This is a genomic window from Paenibacillus sp. FSL K6-1230 (assembly GCF_038002385.1).
GTDB lineage: Bacteria > Bacillota > Bacilli > Paenibacillales > Paenibacillaceae > Paenibacillus > Paenibacillus massiliensis.
Genome location: NZ_JBBOCK010000001.1, coordinates 1,448,167 through 1,469,263, shown reverse-complemented (window position 1 = coordinate 1,469,263; position 21,097 = coordinate 1,448,167). Strand labels below are relative to the sequence as shown.

Annotated in this window: 20 protein-coding genes and 1 tRNA gene; 7 read left to right on the top strand and 14 right to left on the bottom strand. The window is 49.0% G+C overall.

Annotated elements, in window-relative coordinates:
• Positions 1–18: 18 nt before the first annotated feature.
• From MKX74_RS06425 to MKX74_RS06400, 6 genes are all read right to left on the bottom strand, one after another.
• A complete protein-coding gene (locus MKX74_RS06425; RefSeq protein WP_341177855.1) occupies positions 19–423 on the bottom strand; it encodes a DUF350 domain-containing protein in 405 nt (134 codons plus the stop codon).
• The gene (locus tag MKX74_RS06420; protein WP_341177854.1) at positions 420–1,745 is read right to left on the bottom strand and encodes a glutathionylspermidine synthase family protein; all 1,326 of its coding nucleotides are present in this window, start codon (positions 1,743–1,745) and stop codon (positions 420–422) included. Before MKX74_RS06420 ends, MKX74_RS06425 begins: the two co-directional genes overlap by 4 nt.
• A gap of 5 nt (positions 1,746–1,750) precedes the next feature.
• Positions 1,751–2,047, bottom strand: coding sequence for a hypothetical protein (locus MKX74_RS06415; protein WP_341177853.1), 297 nt, complete (start codon positions 2,045–2,047; stop codon positions 1,751–1,753).
• A complete protein-coding gene (locus tag MKX74_RS06410) occupies positions 2,048–2,512 on the bottom strand; it encodes a hypothetical protein (RefSeq protein WP_341177852.1) in 465 nt (154 codons plus the stop codon).
• Between the two features lie 269 nt (positions 2,513–2,781).
• Entirely contained in the window at positions 2,782–3,489 is a 708-nt protein-coding gene (trmB, locus tag MKX74_RS06405; protein ID WP_341177851.1) for a tRNA (guanosine(46)-N7)-methyltransferase TrmB, read from the bottom strand.
• A gap of 297 nt (positions 3,490–3,786) precedes the next feature.
• Positions 3,787–3,984 (bottom strand): hypothetical protein, encoded by a 198-nt coding sequence (locus tag MKX74_RS06400; RefSeq protein WP_025681163.1) that lies wholly within the window; start codon positions 3,982–3,984, stop codon positions 3,787–3,789.
• A 311-nt stretch (positions 3,985–4,295) separates the two neighbouring features.
• On the opposite strand from MKX74_RS06400, the gene MKX74_RS06395 reads away from it, so the two are divergent.
• The 5 genes from MKX74_RS06395 to MKX74_RS06375 all read left to right on the top strand — a co-directional run bounded on the left by MKX74_RS06395 (position 4,296) and on the right by MKX74_RS06375 (position 8,590).
• Positions 4,296–5,249, top strand: a complete 954-nt coding sequence (locus tag MKX74_RS06395) for a TIGR01212 family radical SAM protein (RefSeq protein ID WP_018886461.1) — start codon at positions 4,296–4,298, stop codon at positions 5,247–5,249.
• A complete protein-coding gene (locus tag MKX74_RS06390; protein ID WP_341177850.1) occupies positions 5,249–5,827 on the top strand; it encodes a class I SAM-dependent methyltransferase in 579 nt (192 codons plus the stop codon). Before MKX74_RS06395 ends, MKX74_RS06390 begins: the two co-directional genes overlap by 1 nt.
• A gap of 150 nt (positions 5,828–5,977) precedes the next feature.
• A complete protein-coding gene (locus MKX74_RS06385) occupies positions 5,978–6,376 on the top strand; it encodes a VOC family protein (RefSeq protein ID WP_018886463.1) in 399 nt (132 codons plus the stop codon).
• Positions 6,377–6,534: 158 nt separating this feature from the next.
• Positions 6,535–7,509, top strand: a complete 975-nt coding sequence (locus MKX74_RS06380; protein WP_025681165.1) for a type I phosphomannose isomerase catalytic subunit — start codon at positions 6,535–6,537, stop codon at positions 7,507–7,509.
• 100 nt (positions 7,510–7,609) lie between these two features.
• Positions 7,610–8,590, top strand: a complete 981-nt coding sequence (locus MKX74_RS06375) for an alpha/beta hydrolase (RefSeq protein WP_341177849.1) — start codon at positions 7,610–7,612, stop codon at positions 8,588–8,590.
• Positions 8,591–8,730: 140 nt separating this feature from the next.
• Here MKX74_RS06375 and MKX74_RS06370 read toward each other — a convergent pair whose 3' ends face one another.
• From MKX74_RS06370 to MKX74_RS06345, 6 genes are all read right to left on the bottom strand, one after another.
• Positions 8,731–9,261: a YfiT family bacillithiol transferase gene (locus MKX74_RS06370; RefSeq protein WP_341177848.1), complete on the bottom strand. Its 531-nt coding sequence runs from the start codon at positions 9,259–9,261 to the stop codon at positions 8,731–8,733.
• A gap of 182 nt (positions 9,262–9,443) precedes the next feature.
• Entirely contained in the window at positions 9,444–10,724 is a 1,281-nt protein-coding gene (gene odhB, locus MKX74_RS06365; protein WP_341177847.1) for a 2-oxoglutarate dehydrogenase complex dihydrolipoyllysine-residue succinyltransferase, read from the bottom strand.
• Positions 10,725–10,730: 6 nt separating this feature from the next.
• Positions 10,731–13,610 (bottom strand): 2-oxoglutarate dehydrogenase E1 component, encoded by a 2,880-nt coding sequence (locus MKX74_RS06360; protein ID WP_341177846.1) that lies wholly within the window; start codon positions 13,608–13,610, stop codon positions 10,731–10,733.
• Between the two features lie 394 nt (positions 13,611–14,004).
• Positions 14,005–15,720 (bottom strand): ABC transporter ATP-binding protein, encoded by a 1,716-nt coding sequence (locus MKX74_RS06355; RefSeq protein ID WP_341180526.1) that lies wholly within the window; start codon positions 15,718–15,720, stop codon positions 14,005–14,007.
• A 503-nt stretch (positions 15,721–16,223) separates the two neighbouring features.
• A tRNA-Pro gene (locus MKX74_RS06350) sits at positions 16,224–16,297 on the bottom strand.
• Positions 16,298–16,320: 23 nt separating this feature from the next.
• Positions 16,321–16,752 (bottom strand): hypothetical protein, encoded by a 432-nt coding sequence (locus MKX74_RS06345; RefSeq protein ID WP_341177845.1) that lies wholly within the window; start codon positions 16,750–16,752, stop codon positions 16,321–16,323.
• A gap of 776 nt (positions 16,753–17,528) precedes the next feature.
• Between MKX74_RS06345 and MKX74_RS06340 the strand changes: the two genes are divergently transcribed.
• Positions 17,529–18,284, top strand: a complete 756-nt coding sequence (locus tag MKX74_RS06340; RefSeq protein ID WP_341177844.1) for a DUF2087 domain-containing protein — start codon at positions 17,529–17,531, stop codon at positions 18,282–18,284.
• Positions 18,285–18,301: 17 nt separating this feature from the next.
• The gene (locus tag MKX74_RS06335) at positions 18,302–18,643 is read left to right on the top strand and encodes a GIY-YIG nuclease family protein (protein ID WP_018886473.1); all 342 of its coding nucleotides are present in this window, start codon (positions 18,302–18,304) and stop codon (positions 18,641–18,643) included.
• A gap of 274 nt (positions 18,644–18,917) precedes the next feature.
• Here MKX74_RS06335 and rocF read toward each other — a convergent pair whose 3' ends face one another.
• Both rocF and MKX74_RS06325 read right to left on the bottom strand, forming a co-directional pair.
• The gene (rocF, locus tag MKX74_RS06330; RefSeq protein WP_341180525.1) at positions 18,918–19,823 is read right to left on the bottom strand and encodes an arginase; all 906 of its coding nucleotides are present in this window, start codon (positions 19,821–19,823) and stop codon (positions 18,918–18,920) included.
• 91 nt (positions 19,824–19,914) lie between these two features.
• Positions 19,915–20,997, bottom strand: coding sequence for a GNAT family N-acetyltransferase (locus tag MKX74_RS06325; protein ID WP_341177843.1), 1,083 nt, complete (start codon positions 20,995–20,997; stop codon positions 19,915–19,917).
• Between the last annotated feature and the right edge of the window lie 100 nt (positions 20,998–21,097).

Below are 21,097 nucleotides of genomic sequence, written 5' to 3'. Positions count from 1 at the left end.
GCTCTCTACACGCACAGCTCACATCAAAAAGGTGCCGATGACGATGGACACACCAAGAATGATTGAGCGCAGCAGCTGTGCTACTGCCATATTGCCCTGAGCAATCTGGTCACATATACGCATCTTAGGAGTCAGGAAGTCAAACACAATATAGACCAGACATAATACCGCGATGCCCACGACGGACCACAGCAGCATTTCCAGCCACGAATGGCTTGAGAAGGACACCATCCCCACGATAATGCACAACCCAAGCATTTTACTACCCATATACATCCCTGCAGCCTCATTGCCCTTGGCTATCTCTTCACTATCGTTATAGCGGGTCAATTTGCTGAACACAAAGTAGCTACACACAAGCACAACCAGCAGAATGCCTAAGCCTGTCAAGACATTAAGCAGGTTCACTCCCAAATTATTCATTTGTTCTCCTCCTGTTCTCTATCCATCACGGATGCTGCACAATAATAAGCCATATCTCCAGTAACCTTTTCCCCAATACGAGGCAAAACGCCAGCAAAGCGGCCTCCGATCACGAATACACCTGTCAGCAAATAACCGCAGTATGGGCCTTCCTCTGTCTCGATCCGAACCTCCTGCATGGGGGCCAGCTCCTGATAAATCTTCGGTTGCTGATGATAATAGGCCATAAGCTCTTCATCTTCATCCTTATCCTCTGTAGGCAGCAGTTCCCTATTCCCCTCAAACAACTCCGTGCCCCGACCTTCTCGTCCCCAATAGCTCTTCGCAACGTAAGGTATGGATTGCAGCTCAAACGGACCAGCTTCGAAATACGTAGGCAGCAAATATCGTGAAATCAACTCAAGCTCTTCATCCTGGAACAAACGAAAGCCGCAATACTCCGGGGTCTGCTCATTACGCTCATAAAGGGACCAGATCGTGGCCATGAAGCCTTTACTCTGCATCAGGACATGCTGTGCGGGATTCATCAGACCAAGCCGGCCTTCCTTCACCAGTTCCAGCAACGCAACACCAATATCTACTCCTGTCTTCTCATCTCGATCATCCACCAGGTATTCCAAGGGATAGAGGCGGTATAAAAGATTGATCTTATGCCCCGCATGATATAGCGCATCGCCCGGTATGATCTCCAGCTCTTCGAGCGGCGCATAGCGAATGTCGAATCCAGCCTCACGACAGCGTTGCATCAGGTACTCCGTATTCGTGCGGTCCTCCAGGTGCTCACCGAACGAGGTGAACGTAACGGGCCCTTGCAAACCCTGCTGTGCGTAAGCTTCCAGCCACATGCGAAAGCAGGCACGAATGCATTCGTCCATAGCTACAGACGGCGACGATAACCCTGCTCCTGCAGCTAGTTCGATAAGAGTGGATTCCAGCGCTGCTGCCTCGGGAATACCTGTAGGCGTATCCGTGTTATTCTCGATACATTTAAGTCCGGTCTCTCCGATGATCCAATCCTGACGCGTGATGCCCCCTGTCACCATCTCCTGACGTACAACGGGCACTAGAGCAGGATGAAGACCGAGCTGCTGAATCAAAAAGTTGTCAGGTAGGTAACGCTGGACGAAACGCATGACCTTGCAATAGATAGCATCAATAGCCTCTGCGGCAGCACGCAGCTCCTGCATTTCGGTCTTTGTATACACGGTCAAGGCCGGGACACAATACTGCTTGCCGTACATTCGGTGATAAGGGACATGTCGCCCAGCCTTCCCCTCGAACACCTCTTCATGGCTAAGGGGCAAAGTATGTACTGCTCTCACGCTCTTCAACCTCCCGAGCCACTGAAGAAGCTTCCAAAGCCGCTTGACTTAGAGCTGGACGAGCCTGAGGAGCTGTAGGAGCTTTTATCCTTACTGCCGTTATAAAAAGAGCTCCCTCCGCGGTAAGAGCTGTGACTGGAGCTACGCTCGCAGGAATTATCATCATATTCTGGGTCACAATCGTCATTCGTGGTCGTACCACAGCCAGACAAGACTGCCGGGACGGCCAGCATTAGAGAGAAGGCAGCCAGCTTCGCACGCGAGCCGGGACTAGATTTGCTTTTGCGCTCTTCTTCAGACATTTACAAATTCACCTCTTTCATGAACAGCAGCACCTTCTTGGCCTCCGTATCCAAGACGGAGTATACGAATTCGTAGGTAGCCCCATTATGAACCATATAATGGTCCAGCAAGCGTTCAGCGAGTTCCAACGTATATGCCGTGATACCCGCCAGCTCCTTATCCTCGAATGATCTACCATTCCATAGTCTATACTCCGCCATGAACATCAGAGATGCCGAGCGTGGTGACTTTACAGCATCGATAATAGCTGAGCCATACTCAGCTGGCAGTTGGCGCTGCATGTCTGTCACATACACTGCATGATCCCGCCCATCACTCTCATTGGATAGATGGAGCCATAGCTTGCCTGTTATCACAGTGGCGTCTACCAGCTTGCGCATGAACAGTTCATCACGGGGAACAGATATCTCGTCAAGTATCCCCGTTTCGGACTGACGCTCATCTGACCAGCTTCGATAAGTCATGAAGTAATAAATAACGATTCCCTTCCTTTCCTTCCTCTGCATAAGCTGCATATATTGAATATTGAAACTGCATAACAAACGTATATAACGCACGACAAGGAAAAAAGTTACATATACATTTTCATATAATGACTCTTCATCCTAACTCTACGAGAAAAAGACACAAGCTCCAGACTGTTGCAGCCTGAGCTTGCGCCCTCTTGTGGGACCTTCTTATCCACTACCGAACCAAGTTGCCGAGCGCACGTACGCCATAACATGGATCGCAATTAGTACTTGTCCAGCCTGGTCTTGTTGTATTCTGCGTAAATTTTCTCGCCAATGACAACCTCCACCCGGTGAATGTTCATCCCTTTACCCATGAATTTCTGCTCGTATTCTGTCATGACATGCTCCTCATTAATCCCGTCTCTATGCAGGTTCAATGAGATATTGGTCATTTGCAGGCCGCTGTCAGCGAACGAATTCAGCGAGAATTCGAATAATGTCTCAGAATCCGTCTTAAAATGAATCTGACCGTCGCTATTCAGAATATGGCGGTATTTCGTAAGGAACCGAGGATGAGTCAAGCGACGGCGTGCATGCTTTGACTTGGGCCAAGGATCACTAAAGTTCAGATAGACCCGCTCAACCTCTCCTGCTTCGAAGACATTTTCGATGGTCTCAATGTTAGCCAGTGCCAGCTTCAGGTTGGGCGGTGTATCCACCTCGCGTTCACTCCAGGCATTTCTTGCCTTGTCGCTTGCTCTGCGGACCAGCTCATCATACATGTCGAAGCCTATATAATTGATGTCGGGGTTGCGGAAGCTCATCTGACTGATGAATTGTCCCTTCCCCATACCGAATTCCACATGAATCGGGCGGTCGTTACCGAACAGTTTTGCCCATTTCCCCTTATGCTCTCCTGGCTCCAGCACGACCAGCTCAGGCTGCTGCTCCAGATTTTCACGTATTCCTTTTCTACCGCGTAGACGCATCTTATTCCTCCATTAAATAAGTTCCTGTGTATTGCTTGCTCCCTGCAATATTGTGCCGAACTTCAGCTTAAAAGTAAACGGCTATTTTAGACAAAATACGGATTTTACATATTTCTTGTGTATTAAGCTTGTACTTTCATCCCAAATTGCTTACGCAGTTCAGGTCAATGAATACTCGTTAGACATACTGTATTGCTAATCCTGGTCACTGCTGAAAAAGGAAAAAGGAATCCACATGACCTTCCGAAATGGATGATCAAGGAATTCCTTCTTCAATATATTTGGATTGGGGTCCAACTAAGTCAGTAGTTCATAGTCTACCTTATCTGTAGGGGGTAAATCAAATGTCTTTTCGCAGGCTGCCCGAATTTTTTGTCTTGCTGTCGTGCCGACCTGCTGATTTTGAGGAAAACGAACTCCCGTCAAAGCAAGCGCCTCATCAAATGTCAGTTCCACAAACACTTTATCTGGACGCGGCTGAGAAGCTTTTTCCATAACAAGATCACCTCAAGTTTTATTAGGAACCGGATATGCGATATTGCATATTACAACTGTGGGGTGGCTTATAAGTGATTATCTGGTACCGCTATCAATATAACATATTGTGTTAACTTTTTCAAGCTCATCCCCTTGATTTCCGCAAGAATACACCTTTCGTTCAATTCCCCTTTTGCTATCAATAGTGATACAATAAATACGATTCAGGACTGCTTGTGCGGCATGACACTAAGCGCCAAGCATTCACATGATAAAAAAACAGATCAGGGTCCAACTAAGCTGGTTCCAATCCGATAAGGAGCTTCTTCATGAATTCAAATCTGATCACTCCTCCCCGCTTGTGGAGAGAAAAGAGATTCCATACCTGGAATTATGAGATGCATGAGCAATTTCAGGATAAAGTATTCAAGGTCATGCTCGATGCCGGGTTCACATGCCCGAATCGCGACGGGTCCATAGCCAAGGGTGGCTGTACCTTCTGCAGCGCAAGAGGCTCAGGAGATTTCGCTGGACGAAGACGCGATGACCTGGTTACACAATTCAACACCATCCGTGACAGGCAGCACTTGAAATGGCCTAACGCAAAATATATCGGTTATTTCCAAGCCTACACGAACACCTATGCCCCGGTAGAGGAATTGCGGGAATACTATGAGGTTATTTTACAGCAGCCTGGGGTTGTAGGTCTTTCTATAGCTACCCGTCCAGATTGCCTGCCTGACGACGTTCTCGACTATTTGGAAGAGCTGAATGAGCGTACATATCTGTGGCTTGAGATGGGACTGCAGACGGTTCATGAGTCCACCTCCGAGTTGATTAATCGTGCCCATGACACTGAATGCTATCTAGAAGCCGTCGAGAAGCTGCGCAAGCGTAATATCAGGGTATGTGCCCATATTATTTATGGACTGCCCCAGGAAAGTCATGAGATGATGCTGGAGACTGGCAGAGCTGTCTCCCAAATGGATGTTCAGGGCATCAAGATCCACCTGCTGCACCTGATGCGCAAGACACCTATGGTGAAGCAGTATGAGGCAGGATTACTTCGCTTCCTTGAGCAGGATGAGTATGTGAAGCTGATCGTCGATACGCTGGAGTTCCTGCCACCGGAGATGATCGTTCATCGCCTGACGGGAGATGCTCCGCGGGATCTGCTGATCGGTCCAACCTGGTCACTTAACAAGTGGGAAGTGCTGAATGCTATCGATGCGGAGCTGAAGAATCGTGATACGTGGCAGGGTAAATTCTGGAGGAAGCTCTGATGGGCTTCCTGTCGGTACTCAGCTATGCCCATCAGCTCATATCAGCCCGCATACAGCCAGGCGACTGTGCCATTGATGCTACGGCTGGAACTGGAGCTGATACGTTGTTACTGGCTCAGGCAGCGGGGAGACGTGGGCACGTCTTCAGCTTCGATATTCAGGAGCAAGCACTTGTCCTAACCAGAGAACGGCTGACACGTGCTGAGGGCGTCCTAGCACAGGTGACATTGCTGCAGCATAGTCATGATGAAATGCTACTGCATATTCCGGCAGAGCTCCATGGCAAAGTAGCAGCAGTAATGTTCAATCTCGGCTATTTGCCAACGGATGGGGCTGATCATGCGATTATCACTCATACCCCTTCCACTCTGCGTGCGCTGGAGGCTGCTTTACAGCTGCTTCGACCACGTGGGATTATCACCACGGTCCTGTATCCAGGCCATGAGGGTGGAGACGAAGAAGCGCAAGCCGTGCTGGATTGGGCATCAGCTCTCCCTGTGTCCGAGGGGCAAAGCATCATTTACCGCCAGCTACAACGACCTGCCTCTCCTTTCGTAGTAGCGATCGAGAGAAAATAAAAGGTTCCTGTTGTTACACAGTCGCGTTGTTACACAGTCACTGTTATTACAGAATGACTATTGTCCCACAGTACGTGTCGTCAATGAAGTCTATGGTATTCCATTCCTAATTATAACTGCTTTGATTTGTGTTCTGGAGGAGGAGCAAGAATGGCTGTTGTCAAAATGGAGCATGTAGGTATTATGGTATCCTCGATCGAAAGGTCGATCGAGTTCTATGTCAAAGTGGTCGGCCTTCGTCACTTGGAGACCGTTCAGCATCTGAACCCCGAGATCCGCCTCGCCTTTCTGGCCTTTCCTGGTCAAGAATCCGTAGAGTTGGAGCTAATTCAGGGGTATTCCGATACATTACCGAGTGAAGGACGTGTGCACCATGTAGCCTTCTCCGTCGATCATATCGACGTGGAATTCCATCGTATACGCACACTGGGCGTACATGGACTGGATACAGAGATCACCACTCTGCCTAATGGAAGTCAGTACTTTTTCTTCGACGGGCCGGATGGTGAACGTCTGGAGTTCTTCCAATCTACACGTAGTTCCATCTAATATTACATATATAAAATCAATTTTATAATCCCTTTAGCTGCTTCAATCAGGACTAGATATAGATCAAAACGGTTCAATTTGTCTATGTCTAGTTACAAAAATCAATCTTAATTAAATTATGAAATTGATTATTACACAAATGGAGGAGAGACACCGCTATGCTAACACCTTATCCGCTGCAATTCCAACCTGAATTCAAAGAAAGAGTGTGGGGAGGCCGTGCCCTTGAATCATTCGGGCTGACCCCTCCGCCAGGACATATTGGTGAAGGCTGGATGATTGCCGATCATCCGAACGGAACCACAACTGTATTGAACGGTCCACTCGCTGGTCAAGGACTCGATGCGATCCGTGAACAGCTTGGCAAGGATTGGCTCGGCAGCAAGGGCGTATCCGAACAGGGAGGGCGTTTTCCGCTCCTGATCAAGCTATTGGATTGCAATGATGATCTGTCCGTACAGGTACATCCAACAGATAGCTACGAAGGACTTCCTCCAGGGGAGCTTGGCAAGACCGAGATGTGGTACGTGCTGGATGCCAAGCCTGATGCGAAGATCATCTATGGTCTGCGTGAAGGTGTGACCCGGGACAGCATGCGAGAGGCGCTTGAGTCAGGCACCATTATGGAGGATCTGAACCAGGTATCAGTTAAGGCAGGAGATACGTTCTTCATCCCCGCAGGAACTGTACACGCACTCTGTGCTGGAGTCGTGGTGGCCGAGATCCAGCAAAACTCCGATACGACTTATCGCTTATATGATTACAATCGTCCTGGGCTGGATGGTCAGCCTCGTGAATTGCATATCGAGGATTCGCTGAATGTGACTTCCTATGATAGCGCAGGGGCTACGATGATGGAGACTTCAGGAGCTGTGGCAGGTCAATGGCTCACTCTTGCTTCCTGTGATTATTTTGTAGTGGAGAAGGGTATTGTAAAAGAGAACTGGGCATTGACTACACATGCTGACAGCTTCACAATCCTCGTGGTCTGTGACGGAGAAGGTACCCTGACCTGGGATCATGGAGCAGGTTCCTTACCTTACAAAGCCGGAGATTGCTTCTTGCTGCCAGCAAATCTGGGGTCCTACGAGCTGAACGGCTCCAATACCGTGCTCAGATCCTATCTGCCTTAAATTTTACCGCCCAAGAGGGAGAAATACATGCGAGCATGGCTGTATACAGCAATCGCTTCTCTGATGAGACTATAGCTGGGTACAAGGACGTGAATGACTGATGCAAAATGATACATTTGTAATGTACGATCATGAAGGAATTGATATTTTCGTATATCGGTGGATGCCAGATGGAGATGTTCCACTGCGGGGGATTGTGCAGATTGCCCACGGAATGTGCGAGACTGCGCTTCGCTACAAGGGGTTGGCTGAACAGCTGACCGCACATGGCTATGGCGTGTACGCGAATGATCATATTGGTCATGGCCGTACGGCCAAGGATGCGAATGCGCTCGGTAATCCTGGGCCTGATGCTTTTAACCGTATGGCACACAACATGATTGAGCTGGGACAGGTGGCTGCCAAGGAGCATCCCGGACTGGAAATATTTTTGTTGGGTCACAGCATGGGCTCCTTCCTCACCCAAAAGGTCATGTACGAACGGCATGAGAGCTACAAGGGCTTTATATTATCGGGGACCAACGGCAAACGCAGTCTTGTGAGACTAGGTGAACAGCTTGCTCTCATGCAAGGAAAGCTTCAAGGAGCCAACCACCGTAGCATGCTGCTCAATGCCATTGTCTTTGGCGGCTTTAACCGTAGCTTTCGTCCGGTGCGGACTGCCTTTGATTGGCTATCAAGAGATTCTGCTGAGGTGGACTCCTTCATCAATGACCCGCTGTGTGGAGCGATCTGTACTACAGACTTCTTCCAGTCGTTCTTTCACCTATTGCAGGAAATCCATCTACCTGAGAATACAAGACGGATTGACCGCACAAAGCCTGTCTACATCTTTGGCGGGCAGCGAGACCCCGTCGGGCTATTCGGCAAAGGGATCATGAATCTGGTCAATATGTACACAGCGTTAGGGATGGAGCAGGTCGATTATAAGCTTTATCCCGAGGGGCGCCATGAGATGCTTCATGAGATCAACCGCAACGAGGTCTACCATGATATTCTACACTGGCTGGAGCATCACGGCTCTCCGCAGTATGCCCTTTCATCTCGTATTGATGACAATGAGACAGGAATCTCTATGTAGACTTCGGGGTGGTGCCCCCAAATTAAAACGTATGATTAACACAGGTATGATTGAAGCTTGAATCCGTTAGGATTCAAGCTTTTTTGGGCCTGACAAGAGTAAGAAAGACATCAGGTAAAATACGATTACAAACAGGTATATCACCAATTCATTCGCTCACGCAATGAGGTAATATGAGCCGTATGATGTCTGCTATGCCAGGAGTATAGGTACAGGTTCTCCTCTAACCTCAGCGTCTCGCCAGAGGCCGGGTGAATGAACGTCTTAGCGAACTGTTCCTCATTTAGAGAACGCAGTAGTGTCACCCAGCGATCATGTACTCCCTCCAGAATGTGAAAGGACGGCTCCAGACGAGTAACACGTGCATCCGGCAGCTCCGCCCAGCGTCCCTCATCATATGGCTTAATTACTGGAATCTCCTCTGTTAGCGCCAGCCGAAAGCGAACGTAGCTGTTCAGATGACTATCCGCCACATGATGCACAACCTGGCACACCGTCCAACCTCCATGACGATACGGCGTGCTTAGCTGCTCGTCAGTCAAGCTCTGAACCGCAGTACGCAGACGGCGAGGCAGCTCTTCTATATCCTGAATCCATGCCTTCCGTAGCTCCTCTGTCACTTCATGCGGCATATTGGCCTTTCCAATCGGGTACCTCAAATCCTGTTCCATGCTGATACTCCTCCCACATCTATAATCTCGAATCCTGTACATCCTCTCCTATAGCACAAAGAACAGCAAAGCTACTATTGTTCTGTCATCCTGATTCTGCTCTGCTGGCGTTGAGCTATGCTACAAAGCAAGGCAGACCGCAATATCGGCCTGCCTTGGTGTCATTCGTTCTATATTCAAGATTATCCTTCGAGCAGCAGGGATTCCGGATCTTCCAGGAGCTCCTTGACAGCCACGAGGAAGCGTACAGCTTCGCTTCCATCAATGATACGGTGATCATAGGACAACGCGATATACATCATTGGACGGTTCTCCATCCGCTCTTCATCAATGGCGACAGGGCGAATTTGAATTTTATGCATTCCCAGGATACCTACCTGTGGCGCATTCAGAATCGGCGTCGAGAGCAGGGAGCCGAACACGCCTCCGTTCGTAATTGTGAACGTTCCTCCCTGGAGATCGGACAGTGCCAACGAATTGTTGCGTGCCTTGGCAGCGAGCTCGGCAATATTCTTCTCGATCTCTGCGAAGCCCAGACGGTCTGCATCACGTACAACCGGAACCACAAGACCTTCTTTGGCAGATACGGCAATCCCGATATCGTAGAATTTCTTCACGACTACATCATCGCCATCAATCTCGGCATTGACCATCGGGTATTGCTTCAAGGCACCTACGACTGCCTTCGTAAAGAAGGACATGAATCCGAGGCCTACATCATGCTTCTCCTTAAATTTGTCCTTGCGACGCTTACGCACATCAAGAATCGCTGTCATATCCACTTCATTGAAGGTAGTCAGCATGGCAGCTGTCTGCTGTGCTTCAACCAGTCTCTTCGCAATCGTTGCTCTGCGGCGGCTCATGCGCTGGCGTTCCACTGGCTTGGAGAAGCCTCCCTCAGTTGTCGGCGCAGATGCTACTGGCTTGCTAGCAGGTGCAGAGGATGCTGGCGTTGCTGCTCCCTGCTTCGCTGGAGCATGCCCCTTTACGTCATCCTGATAAATGCGACCCATAGGGTCCTTACCCTGCACCTGATCCAGTTCGATCCCGCGTTCACGAGCTAGCTTGCGTGCAGCAGGCGAAGCCGTATGCTGTCCATTCTCTGGTGCTGGTGGCGTTACAGCTACTGCTGCAGGCTTGCTCTCGCTACTAGCTGGAGCCGCAGCTTCAGCTGGCGGAGCTTGAGGCGCAGGAGCTTCAGAAGCTGCAGCTCCTGCTGTTGACCCGGAGCCAGCACCAATCGTACCAAGTGCCTCGCCGATCTCTACAGTATCTCCCTCCTGCCGCAAAATTTTCTCAATAACGCCTGCTTCTTCAGCACTAATCTCCAGATTAACCTTGTCTGTCTCCAGCTCAAGCAGCACGTCTCCCTGAGATACGCTATCTCCTTCTTTGACATGCCATTTGGATATTGTTCCTTCAGTAATGGATTCCCCCATAGCAGGGACTAAAATCTCGCTCACAGCTGTCTACCTCCCCAACGGAATATTGTTCGTGGTATTTAGTGGCTTCAACGCATTCTGAATAATTTGCTGTTGCTCTATGCTGTGTACATGCTGATATCCGCTGGCCGGGCTTGAACGCTCCGGTCTGCCTGTATAGCGTACCTCAACCTGCTGAGGAGCGACAGCACGTAGACGAGACTCCATAAACGTCCAGGCTCCCATATTCTTAGGCTCTTCCTGTACCCATACCAATTCCTTCAAATGAGACATTCCCTCAAGCGCCTTGCGAATCTCGGCTTCCGGGAACGGATAGAGCTGCTCAACACGGATAATGTGAACCCAATCCCGATCCTCTCCAGCTTCCTTGTCCAGCGCTTCCTCCAGATCCACTGCGATCTTGCCGCTGCACAGAATGACGCGTTCCACACGCTCTGGGCGGGCACCAAGACCCTCCTGTTGCAGGATCGGACGGAACTCACCTTCACTCAGCTCGGTGGCTGGAGAAGCTACACGATTGTTCCGGATGAGACTCTTCGGCGACATCATAATCAGCGGACGAGCCTGATCCGTGTTACCGAGTGCCGCTTGGTTACGCAGCAGGTGGAAGTATTGCGCTGCACTTGTCACATTTGCTACGACCCAGTTATCATTAGCTGCCAATTGCAGGAATCGTTCCAGACGAGCACTGGTATGCTCAGGCCCCTGTCCTTCGGCGCCATGTGGAAGCAGCATAACCAGATTCGATTTCTGCTTCCACTTCGCTCTTCCAGCCGAGATGAATTGGTCGAAGATCACCTGTGCACAGTTGGCAAAATCACCGAACTGAGCTTCCCAAATAACCATGGTCTCAGGCGAATATACATTATATCCATACTCGAATCCAAGTACGCCTGCCTCGGACAATGGACTGTTGTAGACAGCGAATGAAGCTTTGGCCTGTGGCAGATGATGTAATGGGCAGAATGTCTTGCCATTCTCTACATCATGCAGCACCAGATTACGATGTGCAAATGTGGCTCGTTCGGCATCCTGTCCAGTCAGTCGAATCGGGCGGCCATCTGCCAGTATGCTCGCAAATGCCAGTGTCTCTGCAAGGCTCCAATCAATCTTCTCGCCTTCCTTGAAGGCATTCTGACGACGCTGCAGAATTCTGGCCAGCTTCGGATAGGCCTTGAATTCCTCTGGCCACTTGAGCAAGCTTTCATTCAACTTCTTCAGCTTGTTCAGCGGTACTGCCGTCTTCTGCTTGAGCTTATCCTGTTCAGCCGCTCGCAGCTCTACTACAGGCTTCTCCTGAGGCTGTGTCTTGGCCTCCTCGTAGGCTTGCTTCAGCCGATTCTGAACTTCCTCAATACGTTGCTCGCTATATTCCTCGCTGATAACTCCCTCAGCAGCCAGCTTCGTGCTGTATAGCTTGCGGGAGGTTGGATGGCTACGAACCTTCCGATATACCAGCGGTTGCGTTGTCTCCGGATCATCCGATTCATTGTGACCGTAACGGCGGTAGCCGATCAGATCAATCAGGAAATCCTTCTTAAAGAGATTCCGGTACTCGCTAGCAATTCTCGCCGCAGCCAGGCAAGCCTCCGGGTGATCTGCATTGACATGAATAATCGGAATCTCATATCCCTTGGCCAGATCGCTGGCATAGTGGGTCGAGCGTGAATCACTACTGTCTGTTGTGAAGCCAAGTCGGTTGTTCACAATGATGTGTAATGTGCCTCCGTTACTGAAGCCAGTCAGATTCTTGAAATTCAGTGTCTCCGCAACAATCCCCTCACCAGGGAATGCAGCATCACCATGCATAAGAATGGTAGCCGCGCGGTTCACATCCTGCTTCGGATAGCCAGGCTCACTGCGATCCTCCTGTGCTGCACGTGCAAAGCCCTGTACCACTGGATTGACGTATTCCAGATGGCTTGGATTGTTAGCTAATGTAATCTTGGCCTGAACAGATTCCCCAGCCTTGACGAAACGATCAGCACCAAGATGGTACTTCACATCCCCCGTCCAGCCAAAGTTGATCCCCATCGAGCCCTCCGAAGGAATCAGGTCCTTGTTCGGGGAATGATGGAATTCAGCAAAAATTTTGCTATATGGTTTGCCGAGTACATGAGCCAGCACATTCAAACGACCACGGTGTGCCATCCCAATCAGAATATCACTGGCCCCGCCACGGGTCATTTGACTAACGATCTCATCAAGAATCGGCACAAGCGCATCATTGCCTTCAATGGAGAAACGCTTCTGCCCCACGAAGGTCTTATGCAAGAACTCCTCGAACTGCTCTACTTCAACAAGTCGATTCAGGAGCTCTTTACGCTCTTCGTTCGTCAATGAGGTAGATGACCAGCCCTCTTCAGCCTTACGGTTCAGCCATTCGCGTTCCTTCTCGTTATGGACGTGTGAAAATTCAAAGGCCAGAGGCCCTGTATAGGCTGTACGTAGCCGTTCAATTGCTTCCCAGCCGTTCAGGGTATCCGAGGATGCCCCATCCCAGATCAGAGAAGCAGGGAATTCCATCAAATCTTCCTTGGTCAAGCCATAATATTCCGGCTCCAGCAGGCCTTTATCTGCCTCTGGGCTCAGTCCAAGCGGATCAATGTCGGCTGCCAGATGCCCATATGAACGGATATTGGATACCAGCCGTCCAGCTGTAACCGCTTTCTTCAATAAGTTGGGATTCAGTGCCTGTGAAGTCGCTGGCCCTGGGGCTACAGCCACTGGCCCAATTCCTATTGCTGATTGAGGCGGCTCTCCCCATTGCTCAAAGAGCTGACGGTCTGCCGGATCTACGGATCCCGGGTCCTGCACATACTTGTCATATTGTTCCTGCACATAGCCTAGATTTGGTCCGTAATACGTTTGCCATGGCACCGGTCTGCTACTGTCTGCCATCGTCATCTCGTTCCCTTCGTCATGTTTTGGGATTCATCGCTGGACGGAATCAACTCATATGGCTTGCCAATCAACCTATTCCTATGATAACTCCGACCATTGTGTCATTTTCGAGTATGTTTTCCGCTCACTCACTATTGCCCTATTCATACTTTATATAGTGCGCGTATCGTATCTTATATACGCCTCTTCAGGAAGTAATCTAATGTTTTTATAAGCGCTTTCCTTCCTCACCTTACATTGTATTAATTTTTCACCGCGATAACATTTCCTATTTTTCAACATATTAATGCGAATTTGAGATGAATTCGGCTGTTTCAAATATACAGAGCTCGTAACCCTTGCCCCATATGAAAAAAAGCCGACCTGAGATTGTCTCTCAAGTCGGCTTGCTGGTGAATCAGGTACCAAATTGGGCGGTATGCAGACGGTGATATACACCACCAGCCTCAATGAGCTCCTGATGACTTCCTTGCTCAGTAATGCCCTGCTCAGTTACGACTATAATACGGTCAGCATTCTTGATCGTGGCAAGGCGGTGCGCAATGACCAATGTCGTGCGCCCAACAGACAGCTCCGCAAGTGATTCCTGAATCGCTGCTTCCGTCTCGGTATCCAGTGCCGAGGTCGCCTCGTCCAGGATCAGGATCGGTGGATTCTTCAGGAACATGCGGGCAATAGCCAGCCGCTGCTTCTGTCCACCAGACAGCTTCACGCCGCGCTCACCAATCATCGTCTCCATGCCATCAGGCTGGGAATGGATGAATTCGGTTAGCTGGGCACGTCTTGCTGCCTCCCAGATCTCCTTTTCGCTGGCATCGAGCTTCCCGTAGGCAATGTTATCACGAATCGTACCCGCGAACAGGAATACCTCCTGCTGCACAATCCCGATCTGTCTCCGCAATGAGGATAGGGTCATATCACGGATGTCAGTACCGTCGATGCTAATACTGCCGTCTGTAACATCGTAGAAGCGGGGCAGCAGGCTACAAATAGTCGTCTTGCCCGCACCGGATGGACCTACGAACGCTACCGTCTCTCCTGCGCGAATGTCCAGATCAATCTGGCGAAGTACATTCTCCTTGCCCCCATAGCCAAAAGAAACTCCACGATAGCGAATATCACCGTGCAGATGATCTACATCTGCAGCTCCAGCACGATCTGCTACCTCCGGGTCTGTATCCATCAGCTCAACATAGCGCTTGAATCCAGCAATCCCCTTGGGATAGCTCTCAATAATCGCGTTAATCTTCTCAATCGGACGGAAGAATACATTGGATAACAGGATAAAACCAATAAATTCACCGTATGTCAGCTCGCCACGAATGACGTAAAATGCACCGCTGAGCAAGACGACCAATTGAACCAGGCGTGTTAACATATAGCTTACAGACAAGCCCTTGGACATAATCTTGTAGGCCATCAGCTTGGCTGCACGGAACCGCCCATTGTCCTTGTTGAAGCGGGATTTCTCATATTCTTCATTGGAGAAGGCTTGAACTACACGAATTCCGCCAATCGTATTTTCAATACGTGAGTTGAAGTCCCCAATGCTGCTGTACAGGCTCTCAAATGCCTTGGTCATCTTCTTGTTGAAATAAATCGACAGCCAGATCAACAGCGGAATCATGATGAAGATAATAATGGCCAGATCCATATGAATGAAGGACATCAGGGTGAACGCCCCGATCAATGTCATCACTGCAATGAACAGATCCTCGGGACCGTGGTGAGCCATCTCTCCGATCTCATTAAGGTCATTCGTGACCCTCGACATCAGACTCCCCGTCTTATTGTTGTCAAAGAATCGAAATGACAGCTTCTGCATATGCTCGAACAGCTTGCGGCGCATATCAGTCTCAATATTGATACCCAGCATATGTCCCCAATAGTTAATGATGAATTGCAGCGCTGTATTCACGATGTACACAGCCAGCAGCCCGGCACAGGCCAGCAAGATCGGACGCCACTCTCCCAATGGTAGCAGCTTATCTACCACGTAATTCACCGCCAGCGGGAAGCCAAGCTCCAATAAGGCGACGAAGACTGCACAGGAGAAGTCCAATATGAACAGCGTCTTGTAAGGACGATAAAAATCAAAAAAACGACCTAGCACACACTCACCTTCTTTTTTCAAATAGATATGGTTCAACGACATTCCCAAGTCAAATAACCCGCCAACGCACACCCGTCAGCAGGGTATTCCTGTGATTTCTGTGATCTAGTCGACCCATGCGCTGCTTCTGGGCAGAAGCATACAATACACTAAATAAAGCGAAAATCTACATTGCTATGTAATGAATTAATCTATTTCGATTATAGTAGGTGATTGCAAATGCTGTAAAGGATTAATTGATAATCTTTCTCATTAAAATTTGAAGGGTATCGTGGTCATGGCTGTCAAAGAGTAGTTTCTCAACATACTCAAGGACCTCATTACGCAAAATCATAATCCTCATCAGATCCTCTTGAATACAAAAAAAGACCACACCCTGAAATGTAGTTAATCCATTAGGGAGCAGCCGTCTCTAACTACAATTGTGTCCCTTGAAAGTTACCATGCATCCTATCTTGAGATGCCTCGAAAAATGCACAACTACCATGCTGTTAGTTCCATGATCGGAGTAGCGGGATTCGAACCCACGACCTCACCCACCCCAAGGGTGCGCGCTACCTGGCTGCGCTATACCCCGATGTTCAATGCATCTTGCTGGAGTTATTTCTTACGGTTCATTCTCATCAACGAAAATCCAGCACCGGCAAATATGAGACTACACAACAAATACATAAGTGTGAGCGCAGTACTGTTCTGTGCAGCCTGCCGCATCGGCTCCGCTCTGGAGCTTAGATTCTGACCAATTCGTTTATGTTCTACTTGCGGTTCTTCCTCAACTGTTGAACTGGGACCAGTCAACGAGGACTCCAATCCTGAACTAAGCTCAGGCTGTGAATTAAGTCCAAGCTGACTCGCTGCATGCTGTCGCTTCAACTCTCGTGATAGTCCGTGAAACGATGCCACATTCTTCTGCTCCATACTCATAGAGTACGCTTTCAATTTATAATCTAGAACCTGCTCATACAGAACTTCACCTGTTCCCGTCCATAATCCACAGCACAGTAACACACCAATAACTATTGTGCAGCTCACTTGTGCTCCTCCTCCTACAAGACTAATTGTTCAATCTACACAATTCGTGGAGATTATTCTCCAAAAGCAGGTAGCGATCAGCAAGTAAGTCTATCCGAGATCAGGTGGCAAGCTTGAATGCGGGTTGGATACACTTTCCAGTTTAATCAATAAAACGCTTACATGAAGTTACATATATCACATTCCTGCAATATATCTCACTATACCGCACTTCATCTAACTTCATCTAACTTCACCTAACTTCACGTAGCTTCTATATCATAACACTAGTAATACCTAACTCCATCTCTCGGATCTCCATAACCTTCGTTACTACACTGTCAGATTCAGTTCACACTCAGGACCATCAAACATCCCTAAATCACCTTACACTGCCCACTGTAGGAAGACGGTTCACCAAATCCAACACGAACTTAAGAACACGAAAAAAGACCGTCCGAAGACGGTCTCTCTACCCGTGGCGCTAATTATTCATTGATCCGTATCCCGCGCCTCCAGCAAGTCTGTTGATTAGATGATGCTGGACCGGGTAAGGGATACGCTCAACATGTGATTACTAATGTTGACGCACCTCCTTTCCTGATAAGACAACTCTATCACAGCAGCAGGCAAATTACTAGTAGCTAGGCGATAAATTTTTCGCATTTATGTAATAAATTTATATTTTTCTCCCCTTCTCCTTAGAAGTATCAAGCTCATGAGCCGTTTGACTATTTATAGACGTTATTATATATTATCTATATATTAATAAACAATATGTTGAGGTGTTATTATTTATGGAGCATGCCGAACGTTTTTGGAATGCAGATATCAGCGAATTGAAGCAAGGCTATACCCAGCAAGGCGAGCAATATATCTGTCTACTGTGCGGAAGAACTCATGAGCAGGGAATTATCTACCCTTATGGGGATACGTTACTGGATGCCGAGCGTTATACCCGCCAGCATATCACAGATGAGCACGGCTCCGTGTTCGAATACTTGATCGGTCTGGATAAGAAGCTCACTGGATTGACAGATCACCAGAATCGACTGCTGGGCTTATTTCATGATGGAAAAAGCGACGCTGAAGTTCAGCAGGAGATGGGGATCGGTAGTGCCTCAACGATTCGTAATCATCGCTTTGCCCTGAAGGAGAAGGAACGACAGGCCAAGGTATTTTTGACCATGATGGAGCTTCTTAAGGAGAAGGATCATCATGCCCCGCGTATGGTATCCATCCCGCCTAAGCCTGGCATGATCGATGATCGGTATAACATCACCGAAGAGGAACGCACTAATGTACTTGGCAAATACTTTCCAGACGGAACGTCTGGCCGTTTGAAGAAGTTCACCATGCAAGAGAAGCACAAGCTGATCGTGCTGCGTGAAATCATCGGACGCTTCGCTCAGGGCCGACGCTATACCGAGAAGGAAGTCAACGCGATACTCAAGGACATCTATGATGATTATGTCACCATTAGAAGATATTTAATCGAGTATGGCTTCATGCAGCGTGAAGCCGATGGCAGCCAATATTGGCTGACTGAATAGAATTGGGAGTGAGAATAATGAATCGAAGACGAGAATTAATTGAACAATATAAGGAAATCAAGATTGAGGCAGGCGTATACTGCATTCGTAACACTCAGAATGGAAAATGCTTCGTGGGTTCAACACCGAATCTGAAATCCCTCAGTGGCAAGCAATTCTCCCTGAATGCCGGCTCAGATCTAAATCGGAAGCTGCAGCAGGAATGGAAGGAATACGGAGAGGACACCTTCGAGATCGAAGTGCTAGAGCTACTCAAGAAGGAGGATTCACCATATTTCGACGCCAAGGATGCACTCAAAAAACTGGAACAAGTCTGGCTTGAGCGCCTTCAGCCTTTCGGGGATAAGGGCTATAATTAGGCTTCGGACACCGGCTGTTGATGTTAAGACCAAAGGCAGCGAGGCTATTGTCGTTCACTGACAATAGCCTCGCTGCCTTTTTTTGACCGCACATCGTTAATTAAACGCTGCTCTTTATTCACTATGAACGATACCTATTGATATAAACTTCCGAATTGTACTCATAAGATATACCCTATCTACAGTACTGCACAATTTAACTTCATTAGTCCTCACGATAACTTCGTAAATTCACAATATAACTGCTATTAGTTCTCAAGATAATTTCGTATGCTCATATTTGTTCCCCGAAGACCGAGCCTATCATCTCGACGGCAGCAAGTGCTGTCTTATTCGCCAAATCAAGTACGGGATTCACCTCTACGAACTCAGCGGAGATGAGCATACCTGATGCTGACAGCATCTCCATAGCCAAATGACCTTCACGATATGTGATGCCGCCAGGGACAGGCGTCCCGACACCCGGAGATTCGTTGGGGTCGAGGCTATCCATATCATAGCTCAGATGGATACCATCCGTACCAGACAGACGCTCTAATGTCTCCTCCATGATTCGTCCCATCCCTTTGCGATCCAGATCATGCATCGTAAACACGGTCACCCCCAGCTCACGCAGCAGCAACCGCTCCCCAGGATCAATTGAGCGTGCTCCTATAATTACGACATTGCCTGGCTGTAGCGTGCGTCCACACTGCCTGATCCCCGTCAAACGTGGATCTCCGTATCCAAGGCAGACAGCCAGCGACATCCCATGAATGTTGCCAGAGGGGGTAGTATCTGCTGTGTTGGCATCTACATGTGCATCGAACCAGATGACACCAGGACGGGGGACATGCTCTAGCAGTCCCTTGATCGTACCAATCGCAATACTGTGATCCCCTCCCAGCACCAGAGGCAGCTCTCCTTCACGGATCGTCTGCGATACCAGCGCAGCCAACCGGGTGTTGACTCTACGAATTTCATGCAGATGCTTGAGGCGTTCATCAGTTCTTTCCTCATGCCGAGGCTCACGAACGACCAGATTGCCACGATCCACCACATGATATCCAAGCGACTCCAGCTTCCCCTGTACTCTCGCACAACGGATGGCACTAGGACCCATATCCACACCACGTCGTCCCGCTCCCAGATCCATAGGTACACCGATGATCGATACAGTTTTTTTGCATACTTCAAGCATGATATCGCCTCGCTCCGAATCACCTGCAGTATACGGTGAAGTATACTCATCCATATGCAGGATATTGTCCAGAAGTTCGGCAACGACGGCTTTATAGAGACAACAACCAGCGCTCCTCCGTCAGCAATCGGCCAGATAACAGCTGCTCCCGTGTCTCTACCAGTTGAAAGCCACAGGCAGTATACAGCGCCCGTGCTCCGATCAGTTCGGCATTGGTCCACAGGATGACCTTCTCCCACCCTGCCTTCCGGCAAAACTGCAGCGCATGCTCCATCAGAATACGTCCATAGCCGTTACCTCTGGCCTCTGGCTCCACAAGCATCCAGCGCAGCTGAGCGCAGTCGCCCTCGGAAGCTGCCTTAATGATGCCGATACACCCTTGCGGGCGGCCCTCCATCTCCAGCAGCCACATTCCCTCTCGCGCAGGATCATGGTGACGATCAAATTCGGATACCGTCTGCTTGACGAACGCCGTAAAGGAATCATCATAACGGTATTCCTCAGCGTAAATACGTGCGTGTGCTTCGATTACATAATGCAAATCCTCCTCGGACGCATACGCTCTAATCTGCACTTCATGATCTGGAAAATGTCCGTTCTGGACAGACAGATTCACTTGAGCAGGATCATACCCCTTTTGTTCCCTGAGATTCTGCTCCCTTAAATCAATCCAGTATCTGCGCACCAGATTGCCGTTATCCTCTCGGAAATCCGAATCGCGCTGCCCTCCCTGGCCCTCAATGGTATGGAAGGAGGCCGCATTGGTATCATCACAGGTAAGCAAGACCTTCTCCAATCCTAGCTTTGCTCCCTCGATTAGCGCCAATCTTAGCATCTCGCTAGCATAGCCCTTGCCACGTGCTGAGGGACAAAGACCATAGCCAATATGGCCACCACGATTCAGCATCCCTGGTCCCAATTCATGTCGAATGTTCACCGCCCCAAGCACATGCTGCTGAGGATTAACAAGCCAGTAGGTGGAGTTACTGACCCGCCCCTCCTGCTCGCCTGCCTGTTCATCTCCGCACAGCAGCGCCAGCATTTCCTCGAAATCTTCTGGATTCCGTGCGATAACCCAAGGTACCATTCGCTCACCACTAGCTACCCAATTCTCGTAAAATCTCAGATACCCTTCCTGCCATTTTAGAGAAGGCCGAACCAACTGCAGCTGCACCCTCTACACCCACTTTCTATATCTGCATCTCCTATTTTGAACTTCCTATTACTTAACTCTCTATCTGAATCGATCAACCAGCTATAACCAAGCTATAGAA

Bases quoted from the DNA above. Each gene is read 5' to 3' on its own strand.
- MKX74_RS06425 (WP_341177855.1), bottom strand. From the start codon at position 423: ATGAATAATTTGGGAGTGAACCTGCTTAATGTCTTGACAGGCTTAGGC.
- MKX74_RS06415 (WP_341177853.1), bottom strand. From the start codon at position 2,047: ATGTCTGAAGAAGAGCGCAAAAGCAAATCTAGTCCCGGCTCGCGTGCG.
- MKX74_RS06410 (WP_341177852.1), bottom strand. From the start codon at position 2,512: ATGACTTATCGAAGCTGGTCAGATGAGCGTCAGTCCGAAACGGGGATA.
- trmB (WP_341177851.1), bottom strand. From the start codon at position 3,489: ATGCGTCTACGCGGTAGAAAAGGAATACGTGAAAATCTGGAGCAGCAG.
- MKX74_RS06400 (WP_025681163.1), bottom strand. From the start codon at position 3,984: ATGGAAAAAGCTTCTCAGCCGCGTCCAGATAAAGTGTTTGTGGAACTG.
- MKX74_RS06395 (WP_018886461.1), top strand. From the start codon at position 4,296: ATGAATTCAAATCTGATCACTCCTCCCCGCTTGTGGAGAGAAAAGAGA.
- MKX74_RS06390 (WP_341177850.1), top strand. From the start codon at position 5,249: ATGGGCTTCCTGTCGGTACTCAGCTATGCCCATCAGCTCATATCAGCC.
- MKX74_RS06385 (WP_018886463.1), top strand. From the start codon at position 5,978: ATGGCTGTTGTCAAAATGGAGCATGTAGGTATTATGGTATCCTCGATC.
- MKX74_RS06380 (WP_025681165.1), top strand. From the start codon at position 6,535: ATGCTAACACCTTATCCGCTGCAATTCCAACCTGAATTCAAAGAAAGA.
- MKX74_RS06375 (WP_341177849.1), top strand. From the start codon at position 7,610: ATGCAAAATGATACATTTGTAATGTACGATCATGAAGGAATTGATATT.
- MKX74_RS06370 (WP_341177848.1), bottom strand. From the start codon at position 9,261: ATGGAACAGGATTTGAGGTACCCGATTGGAAAGGCCAATATGCCGCAT.
- MKX74_RS06360 (WP_341177846.1), bottom strand. From the start codon at position 13,610: ATGACGATGGCAGACAGTAGCAGACCGGTGCCATGGCAAACGTATTAC.
- MKX74_RS06340 (WP_341177844.1), top strand. From the start codon at position 17,529: ATGGAGCATGCCGAACGTTTTTGGAATGCAGATATCAGCGAATTGAAG.
- MKX74_RS06335 (WP_018886473.1), top strand. From the start codon at position 18,302: ATGAATCGAAGACGAGAATTAATTGAACAATATAAGGAAATCAAGATT.
- rocF (WP_341180525.1), bottom strand. From the start codon at position 19,823: ATGCTTGAAGTATGCAAAAAAACTGTATCGATCATCGGTGTACCTATG.